At 66.4% G+C, this 8,271-nt stretch carries 9 protein-coding genes; 3 read left to right on the forward strand and 6 right to left on the reverse strand.

The window, feature by feature from the left end:
• Positions 1 to 54: 54 nt before the first annotated feature.
• The 5 genes from AC1DYI_RS20505 to AC1DYI_RS20525 all read right to left on the reverse strand — a co-directional run bounded on the left by AC1DYI_RS20505 (position 55) and on the right by AC1DYI_RS20525 (position 5,548).
• Complete coding sequence (locus AC1DYI_RS20505; RefSeq protein WP_477205981.1) at positions 55 to 1,176, reverse strand: AAA family ATPase; 1,122 nt, start codon at positions 1,174 to 1,176, stop codon at positions 55 to 57.
• A 104-nt stretch (positions 1,177 to 1,280) separates the two neighbouring features.
• Complete coding sequence (fusA, locus tag AC1DYI_RS20510; RefSeq protein ID WP_477205988.1) at positions 1,281 to 3,305, reverse strand: elongation factor G; 2,025 nt, start codon at positions 3,303 to 3,305, stop codon at positions 1,281 to 1,283.
• A 486-nt stretch (positions 3,306 to 3,791) separates the two neighbouring features.
• The gene (locus AC1DYI_RS20515; RefSeq protein ID WP_477205982.1) at positions 3,792 to 4,355 is read right to left on the reverse strand and encodes an NADAR family protein; all 564 of its coding nucleotides are present in this window, start codon (positions 4,353 to 4,355) and stop codon (positions 3,792 to 3,794) included.
• A gap of 3 nt (positions 4,356 to 4,358) precedes the next feature.
• Complete coding sequence (locus AC1DYI_RS20520) at positions 4,359 to 4,970, reverse strand: DUF4291 domain-containing protein (RefSeq protein WP_477205983.1); 612 nt, start codon at positions 4,968 to 4,970, stop codon at positions 4,359 to 4,361.
• Positions 4,967 to 5,548 carry an RNA 2'-phosphotransferase gene (locus tag AC1DYI_RS20525; RefSeq protein ID WP_477205984.1) on the reverse strand — a complete coding sequence of 194 codons (582 nt, stop codon included), beginning with the start codon at positions 5,546 to 5,548 and terminating at the stop codon, positions 4,967 to 4,969. Before AC1DYI_RS20525 ends, AC1DYI_RS20520 begins: the two co-directional genes overlap by 4 nt.
• Positions 5,549 to 5,739: 191 nt before the next feature.
• On the opposite strand from AC1DYI_RS20525, the gene AC1DYI_RS20530 reads away from it, so the two are divergent.
• Genes AC1DYI_RS20530 through AC1DYI_RS20540 form a run of 3 tightly spaced genes read left to right on the forward strand, consistent with a single transcriptional unit; the run spans position 5,740 to position 7,982 of the window.
• Entirely contained in the window at positions 5,740 to 6,462 is a 723-nt protein-coding gene (locus AC1DYI_RS20530) for an NUDIX hydrolase (protein WP_477205989.1), read from the forward strand.
• A 27-nt stretch (positions 6,463 to 6,489) separates the two neighbouring features.
• Positions 6,490 to 6,909 (forward strand): YchJ family protein, encoded by a 420-nt coding sequence (locus tag AC1DYI_RS20535; RefSeq protein WP_477205985.1) that lies wholly within the window; start codon positions 6,490 to 6,492, stop codon positions 6,907 to 6,909.
• A 17-nt stretch (positions 6,910 to 6,926) separates the two neighbouring features.
• Complete coding sequence (locus tag AC1DYI_RS20540; protein WP_477205986.1) at positions 6,927 to 7,982, forward strand: histone deacetylase family protein; 1,056 nt, start codon at positions 6,927 to 6,929, stop codon at positions 7,980 to 7,982.
• A 62-nt stretch (positions 7,983 to 8,044) separates the two neighbouring features.
• Here the strand turns inward: AC1DYI_RS20540 and AC1DYI_RS20545 are convergent.
• Positions 8,045 to 8,271: hypothetical protein (locus AC1DYI_RS20545; RefSeq protein ID WP_477205987.1), on the reverse strand; the 227-nt coding region annotated here is incomplete at its 5' end.

Raw genomic sequence — 8,271 nt, forward strand, 5'->3', positions numbered from 1 at the left:
GCTCCGGTGCCTCCGCGCGGCGCACCCAGCGCCAGCCTATCGTTCCAGCCAGGCTCACGCCGGCACGACGAGAAGCGCGGCGAGCTGCGCCCGCAACGGCGCCAGCTCGGCCGGCAGTGTGTCAGCAGAGAAGTTGGCGTCGATCTCACGCAGCAAGGCTTCGGCCTGGGCGGCTCGATCGGCGGCCTCGTGCCCCAAGCAGGCCTGCGCAGCTTCGACCAGGCGTGCAGCGCGTGACAGCGGCTGCAGCGTCGCCTGTTCCACTGCGCTCAGCAGATGCGGGTGCGCAGCGTTGGCGAACAAATCTCGCAGCACGTCCCGGGCACTGTTCTGCGCCTCGCGGGTGGGCAGCACGTACAACACCGGCCACAGGTCGGCGGCGGTGGCTTCCAGGCGTCCGGCCAGCACCGCGGCGGCGGCGATCAGGCGTTGCGACTTGACGATGCGCCGGTCCGACAGTTGGATGCCAGCCTGGCGTAGCTGGCGAATCGCTTGGGCCAGCGCAGGTCGTGCTTCGCCAAGATCGACTGAGCGAACCGATTCGCACAGCACGTCGAAATGCCCCATGCCGGCCTGCGGCTCGACCGCAGCCCGATCCGACTGCCAGCCTCCGGCGAGCATGGCTTCCAGCTGATGGTCGGGCACCGGGTCGATGAACAGGTGCACCAGGAATCGATCGGCAAAGGCCGACAGGGCTTCATCGTCCGGCAAGCCGTTGGCCGCGCCGACGCACACCCGCAACGGGCACTGGATCTGCGTGTGGCCGCGCCGGAAGCGCCGCTCGTTCAGCACCCCGAGCAGGGTGTTAAGGATGGCGGTAGAGCCGAGGAAGACTTCGTCGAGGAAGGCCACGTCGGCCTCGGGCAGCATGCCGGTCACGTCGGTCTCGACCGTGCCCTCGCGCAGCTTCTTCAGGTCCACCGGGCCGAACAGTTCCGACGGTTCGGTGAAGCGGCCGAGCAGGTACTCGAAGTAGCGCCCACCCATTGCCTGGGCCACACGGCGCACGACCGCGCTCTTGGCGGTGCCAGGGGGCCCGATGACTAGCAGGTGTTCCTGCGCAACCGCGCTGAGGACGATCAGTTCGGCAAGCTGCTCGCGGCCGACAAGGCCCGCTGTGGCGGCGCGGATGCCGGCGCGCACATGGCCGGCAGAGTCAATCAAAGAGYTGGACATCGGAAAACAGCGGGCGAAAGGGGAAGGAGTCTGCCAGAGGGCCCGGCGACTGTCGGTGAAAAAAGGCGCGGTCCGCTTTGGACCGCGCCTTCACAGCCTGGCTGTCAGGCCAACTGTTCCACGGCACCGGCAGGCGCCGTGGCATGGTGATGCAGCTGCATCGAGAACTGCGCCCTGCCCGATGACAGTGCGCGCAGGCTGCCGATGTAGCCGAACATCTCTTTCAGCGGCACATGGGCCTCGACCACCGCAGCATTGCCGCGTTGGCCTTGGCCGCGCACATGGCCACGGCGGCGGTTCAGGTCGCCGATCACGTCGCCCAGATAGTCCTGCGGCGTGATCACCTCGACGGCCATGACCGGCTCCAGCACCTGAGGCGATGCCAACGCCGCTGCCTCGCGGAAGGCCGCCACCGCCGCCAGCTCGAAAGCCAGCGTCGACGAGTCACGCTCATGGTGGCTACCATCCAGCAAGGTCGCGACAAAGTCGACGACCGGATAGCCCGCCAMCACGCCCACTTGCGCTGCGCGACGAATGCCCGCCTCGACCGCTGGGATGAACTCGCGCGGGATCGCGCCGCCCACCACCTGGTTCTCGAAGCGGATGCCTTCGCCACGCGGCAAGGGCGCCACGCGCAAGTGCACGTCGGCGAACTGCCCCGGGCCGCCCGACTGCTTCTTGTGCACGTGGCGGACCTCGGCCGTCGCCGTGATCGTCTCGCGGTACGCGACCTGCGGACGGCCGACCACCACGTCCACGCTGTGACGCGAACGCAGGTTCTCGACCGCCACCTCGAGCTGAAGCTCGCCCATGCCGGAAAGAATCGTCTGCCCTGATTCGGCGTCGTGCCGGATGTGCAGGCTCGGATCCTCGCGCAGCATGGACTGCAGCGCCTTCGACAGGCCCTGGCTGTCCACTTGCCGACGCGGCTCGATCGACACGTCGATCACAGGCTCGGGCACCACGATCTCTTCCAGATGAACCGGATGAGCCCGGTCGCACAGGGTGTGACCGGTCAAGGTGTCCTTCAGCCCGACGATCGCGGCGATGTCGCCCGCCACCAGCTCGTCACGCTCGATGTGGTCGCCCGCATGCACTTCGTACAGCCGCGTCGCCCGCTCGCTGCGACCGGTGTTCGCGTTGAACACCATGTCGCCGCGCTTCAGGCGGCCGCGGTATACCCGCACGAAAGTCTTCGAGCCATGGTCGTCGCTGACCAGCTTGAACGCCAGCGCCGCGAACGGGCCCGTCGGGTCCGACTCGGGTTGGCCTTCGAAGCCAGCCGCTTCGCCAGGCTTTGGCAGGTAGTTCACGACCGCATCGAGCAGGGGCTCGACGCCGCGATTACGGAAAGCCGAGCCAGCCAGCACGGGCACGAACGCACTCTTCAGCGCGCCCGCACGGATGCAGCGTCGCAAGGTCTCCACGTCGATCGTCTCGCCGTTCAGGTAGGCAGCCAACGCCGCATCGTCGTGTTCGACAACCGCTTCGACCAACCGGGCCCGATGTGCAGCCGCGAGCGCCGCCATCTCTGGCGGCACGTCGTCTTCACGGAAAGGCACGGTCGCATCGTCGCGGTCCCACAGCAGCGCGCGCATCGTCAGCAAATCGACCACGCCGCGGAAGCCTGCTTCTTCGCCGATCGGCAATTGCAGCGGCAACGCACGGACGCCCAGGCGCTCTTCCATCATTGCGACAACGCGAAGGAAGTCCGCCCCGACACGGTCGAGCTTGTTGACGAACGCGATGCGCGGCACGCGGTAGTTGTCCGCCAGGCGCCAGTTCGTTTCGGTCTGCGGCTCCACGCCGGCAACGCCATCGAACACGACGACTGCACCGTCGAGCACACGCAGCGAGCGATTGACCTCGATGTTGAAGTCGATGTGCCCGGGCGTGTCGATCAGGTTGATCTGCGTGCCCTTCCAGTGCACGGTGATCGCCGCGCTGTTGATCGTGATGCCGCGCTTGCGCTCCTGCGGATCGAAATCCGTCACGGTGTTGCCGGTGTCGACGTTGCCGATGCGGTGGCTCTCGCCCGTGTAGAACAGGATGCGTTCGGTGGTCGTGGTCTTGCCTGCGTCCACATGGGCAATGACGCCAATGTTGCGTAGGTTTCGTTGCGCCCCCAGGTCCGGACCTTGCCCGGCCCGCCCCCCAAGGGGGTTCAAAGATCTCGGGAGCGGCCCTGCGCTCTTTGTGGATGTCGAGTTCATAGCGATTCTTTTCTCGTCGGCGGCACGGTTCATGGTGTGCGCACCGCCGCCAGGTTGGCAAGGGCCAGCCCTGGCAAGAATCGCCAGGGCTAGCGCAAAAGTTGGTGAATGCGGCCGAAGCACGGGCGCAGCAAGAGGCTCACGCTTCGGCGAGTGCGAATCGTGGCAATCAGCTTGTCGTAGGTGCGCATGGTTGAACTCCAGAAAAAACAAAACCCCGGGAGGCGGTGGCCTGGCCGGGGTTGCTTGTCCCGGAAGGCACACGGCCTTCCGAACGCGAGCGAAAGGCGTGTCAGGTGGCGAAGCTCGCCTTGATCGCTGCGGTGTTCTTCATGATGTCGCTATTGTCCTCGCGTACGAAAGCGCCGACAAGCGGTGGGGGCATCGGCTGTGGGGCCGATGTCACGTCGCGCTCAGCTCTCTGCGCACCTGCATCAACGCGAAGCCGAGCAGGTTCAGCCCTCGCCATTGCATCGGGTTGCTCGCGCGCTCATCGTCGGCCGCCAGGCCAATGCCCCAGATCGCATCGACCGGGCTAGCCTCGACAAGCACCCGATCTCCCGTCTGAAGCAGGTAGCTCGCCATGGCGACGTTTTGTTCGAACTTGGCGCGGTTGGCCCGCACCACGATGTCGAAACGATGTTCCAGCCAAACGGCCTCGTCGAAGCCCTTCACCTGTCGACCAGCCGCCTTGGCTGCGCCCGGGTTGGCGGCAGACAGTACTCGTGCCAACGATGCTTCATCGCCAAACAGGCGTGCCTTCTCGGCCATCATGAAATGTTCCGCCGTGAGGTAGCGCTGGCCACCCAGCTCGAAGGGCGCCTCAAACCACTGGCTGAAGCAACTGGACGAGACCTGACCGTCCTTGCGAGGGCGGTGCCCCCAGAAGTGCAGGTAGTGGAATGCTTCACCGGCCTGATGGCGCAGGCGGAGTTCATTCAAGTCTTTTGGTATGGGTGTCTTCATTCGTTAGCCCCTTTGATTGGGGACGTAGACAGATTCAAGCGGCGTCATCAGCGCGGTGAGATCACCCTCGACGTTTGCGCGCTGCGCCTCAACAAACGGCGACATGTCGATGACTTCCAGCAACTCTTCGTCCGCGAACCGGGCCAAGGTCTTGCCACGCAGGCCCAGTTGCACAGCGCGACGCGGCAGACGCGAACCGTCCGGTGCATGGTCTGGGTCCCACTGCAGGCGAACGTCGGATGCGGCGACCGCCTGCTGCCATTCGGCTCGATCGACATGCCGCAACGGATCGTGGCTGGAGGGCACGGCCGCTGCCAATACTTCATCAAAGAATGCCCGCCGCAACCGAAGGCCGAGGATCACCTCCTGGCCCGGCTTGGTGCCCCAGCCCGAGCGGTACATCATCCACAGGAAGTTTGGCTTGATCCAACTCATCCGGTTCAGGCTGTAGTCCGGGCCGTTGAGCCGGCCATGCTCAATGGCAAAACGCCCGATGGCTGGACGGTAGGCCTGGTAGACGATGATCGTGTCGTCGTCGTGATGCGCCAGGATGTGCTCGCCGTCGTCCGGCCAGACGGCCGCTTGCGCCAGATAGTTCGCTGTAGGCAGATTCATTGCAGATCCTCCGCCAAGCTGAGGTACTGCGCCGGCACCGCATCCGTCAACCACACACCGTTGGCCGAGCGGTAGAAGAGATGCCCGTCGGCATGCATGCGCGCAGCGTCGACCTTCAGCAACACGGACTCGCCGCGGCGAGCACCGACGGCCGTTGCGGTTGAAGCGTTTTCGCTCAGGTGCACATGGTGGCGTGCTCGCTTGGCCAGGCCCTGCGCCAGGATCGACGGCAGGAAGCGCTTCGTCGTGCCGTGCAGCAGCGCGGCGGGTGGCTCCAGTGGCGGCAGACCCAGGTCGACCGGGACCGAATGACCCTGGTTGGCGCGGATGCGGGTGCCGTCTTCGCTGAGGGCAAAGCGTTGCTTGTCGCTGGTGCGAACGATCTCTTCGAGCGCTTCACGCGAGAGCGCATGGCCCGCTGCATCGCACTTCGCCAGCAGTTCGTTCACCGGCGTCCAGCCCGCCTCGTCCAGCACAAGCCCGATCAGTTCGGGCTGATGGCGAAGCACAAGGCTGAGGAACTTGCTGGTCGACACGAGCCGATTCTGGCCCGCATTGTTCTTCTTGTTCGTATTCATCTTGTTGTTCTCCCTCTCGGAAAGTCATTCTTGTTTCGTCGATTTGTGGCCATAAGTTGTTCTGAGCAACTTACAACAAGTTGGACAATACAACTTACACTGCAGGCCGTCAAGCGATGACGTCGCCCATGCCGTCTCGACATCACCACAGCCGCGTTCCGAATGACCAGGAAGACATGACCAGCAAGCCCATGGCACCGGCCAAGTCGCCAGCCCCGCCGACATTCCCGCTGCCCTACACCACGGTCGACATCGTGATCTTCACGGTGCGTGCCGAGACGCTCGAAGTGCTGCTGGTCAAGCGGCCGGGCGACAGCGGCGAGCCGTTTCCCAGCCGCTGGGCGTTGCCGGGCGGCTTCGTCAACATCGATGTCGATGTGGACCTGCTGGCCTGCGCACGACGCAAGCTGCTGGACAAGACCGGCGTCGTCAGCCCGTACCTCGAACAGTTGGGCAGCTGGGGCGGGCGGGCACGCGACCCGCGGGGCTGGTCGGCGACGCACGTCTACTTCGCGCTCATCCCTGGGGCTGAGCTGCAATTGCGCCAAGGTGCCAACGCGGCGGACGTGGCCTGGCTGCCCGTGGATCGCGCGCTGAAGACCAGGCTGGCCTTCGATCACAGCGAGATCTTTGCCGCCGCGGTCGAGCGCCTGCGGGCGAAGGTGGAATACACCTCGCTGCCGGCCTTTCTGCTGAACGAACCGTTCACGCTGCCGCAGCTTCAGCAGGTCTATGAAGTGGTGCTGGGCCGGCCGTTGGACAAGAGCGGCTTTCGCACCCGCATGCTCGCGGCCGGATTTCTAGCCGAAGCAGGCCACGTCGACGGGACATCGAACCGGCCGGCCATGGGCTACCGCCTGCTGGACCGGACCTCGGCGGTGGTCTTCCCGCGCACGTTCAGCCCGCGCGGGTAGGCGCGCAACTGCGGCAAGATGCAGCCCATGTCCTCACCCTGCCCCTGCGGTCACCTGGGCCGCGACAAGCAGCCGCTGACCTACGAAGCCTGCTGCGCGCGCTGGCACCACGGCCCCACGCAATTCGAAGCRCCGGATGCCGAATCGCTGATGCGCTCGCGCTACAGCGCCTATGTACTCGGCCTGACCGACTACCTGCTGGCCACCTGGCACCCCAGCACGCGGCCTGCCACGCTCGAGCCCGACGAGCCCGGCTTGAAATGGCTCGGGCTCGAGGTGCGAGACCACGCGGTGCAAGACGCCGACCACGCCACGGTCGAGTTCGTTGCGCGCAGCAAGCTCGGTGGCCGGGCCTTTCGTCTGCACGAAACCAGCCGTTTCATCCGAGACCCGGCCAGCGGACGCTGGACCTATGTCGACGGTGACCTGCACTCCAGAAACGCTTGAACACAAAGGCTTCGCCGATGCTGATCTTTGCCAACCCCCGCCACGCACTGCACGAAGGCCGCCACGAAATGTTCCGCGGCCGCCTGGTGCCCTGCCACGAAACGCCGGCCCGGCTGGACCACGTGCTGGCCGAGCTGGGCCGGCGCCCGGTGGGCGAGCTGCGTGAAGCCGCGCCCGTGGCGCGTGCGACGCTGGAGCGGGTGCACGAGCCGCGCTACCTGGACTTCCTGACCACCGCCTGGGCCGATTGGGTGGCGCTGGACCCGGCCAATGCCGAAGTCGACGCCCTGCCCTCGACCTGGCCGGTGCGCGGCTTCCGCCACGACATCGAGCCGCTGAACTTCGCCGCCCGCATGGGGCTGTATTCGTACGACGCCGGCACGCCGCTGACCGCCGGCACCTGGGCGGCCGCCGAAGCCGGCGCCGCCTGCGCGGTAGCTGCAGCGCACGCCGTAGTCGGCACCAACGCCCCGCGCGCCGCGGTGGCGCTGACCCGACCGCCCGGCCACCACGCCGGTGCCGACTTCTTCGGCGGCTACTGCTTCTTGAACAACGCAGCGCTCGCTGCTCAGGCCTTGCGCGACGGCGGCGCCAAGCGTGTGGCGGTGCTCGACGTCGACTACCACCACGGCAACGGCACCCAGAGCCTGTTCTACGGCCGTTCGGACGTGCTGACGATCTCGATCCACGGCGACCCGCGCACCGAGTACCCGTTCTTCCTGGGGCACGCAGACGAGCGAGGCGAAGGCGACGGCTTTGGCCACAACCTGAACCTGCCACTGCCGGCAGGCACCGGCTTCGTCGAGTGGCGCAATGCGTTGATGGAAGCGCTGCACCGGGTGAAAGACTTCGGCGCGGACGCGCTGGTCATCGCGCTGGGCGTGGACACCTATGAAGGCGACCCGATTTCCCGCTTCACGCTGGGCAGTGGCGACTACCTCCGGGTGGGCCTCGACCTCGCCTCCACCGGGCTGCCGACGGTCTTCACGCTCGAAGGCGGCTACGCGGTGGCGGCAATGGGCGTGAACGTGGTCAACGTGCTCGAAGGCTTCGCTTCGGCCGGCGCGGCCTGAAAAGCAAAAAGCCCGGCGGTGCCGGGCTTTCCTAGGTGCGCGGGCCGTGGGGCCGCAGCGCCTCAGGCGACGAACTCTTGCCGCACCTTGGGCGACATCAAGCGGCGGATGACCCAGGCCAGCAGGCCGGACGCGCCCAGCGTGACTACGCCCGACAGCACCTTCGCCGCGGTGGCGAAACCACCGAACACGCCGACCGCGCCGGTCGGCAGCGGGGTATCACGCAGCGTGGCGTCGACCAGCGACTGCACKAACTCGTGCTGCAGCCACAGGCTGGCCAGGTTGGCAG

Source organism: Ideonella sp. P3_A4, assembly GCF_056403075.1.

Coding starts and splice junctions, on each gene's coding strand:
- AC1DYI_RS20515 (WP_477205982.1), bottom strand. CDS start 4,355: ATGAAGACACCCATACCAAAAGACTTGAATGAACTCCGCCTGCGCCAT.
- AC1DYI_RS20520 (WP_477205983.1), bottom strand. CDS start 4,970: ATGAATCTGCCTACAGCGAACTATCTGGCGCAAGCGGCCGTCTGGCCG.
- AC1DYI_RS20525 (WP_477205984.1), bottom strand. CDS start 5,548: ATGAATACGAACAAGAAGAACAATGCGGGCCAGAATCGGCTCGTGTCG.
- AC1DYI_RS20530 (WP_477205989.1), top strand. CDS start 5,740: ATGGCACCGGCCAAGTCGCCAGCCCCGCCGACATTCCCGCTGCCCTAC.
- AC1DYI_RS20540 (WP_477205986.1), top strand. CDS start 6,927: ATGCTGATCTTTGCCAACCCCCGCCACGCACTGCACGAAGGCCGCCAC.